Source organism: Leptotrichia sp. OH3620_COT-345, assembly GCF_003932895.1.
Lineage (GTDB): Bacteria > Fusobacteriota > Fusobacteriia > Fusobacteriales > Leptotrichiaceae > Pseudoleptotrichia.
In genome coordinates this window covers 1-305 of the sequence record NZ_RQYW01000174.1, presented here as the reverse complement: position 1 = coordinate 305, position 305 = coordinate 1, and the positions used below count along the sequence as shown (strand labels likewise).

The window sequence follows — 305 nt, the reverse complement described above, 5'->3', positions numbered from 1 at the left end:
TCAGATATAGTGCCTATTATCCCTGAACGTGTACTGTTCTTCGGGTCTTCCGTATTTATTATTATCGTATGCACTCCGTCTTTACCTACATAAGCCGTGCCTGATTTGATATTACCGTTCTCATCTATTAACTGTGGTGCTTTTGACGGGTCTGTATATATTACTTTTGCATTATAACCTAAATCCTTATATGCATCTTCAAATGCCTTTCCTATTTCTGTCTGGTCCGTTGCCTTCTCAAGTCTTTTCCCTGCTATGTTGTCTATTGTTGTTCTTAATCTTCCTTCTCCCAACTGACCCAAAAA

At 38.7% G+C, this 305-nt stretch carries 1 pseudogene; it reads right to left on the bottom strand.

Annotation, left to right across the window (positions count from 1 at the left end):
* Nucleotides 1–305, bottom strand: a pseudogene (locus EII29_RS12495) (hemolysin); the annotation flags it as partial.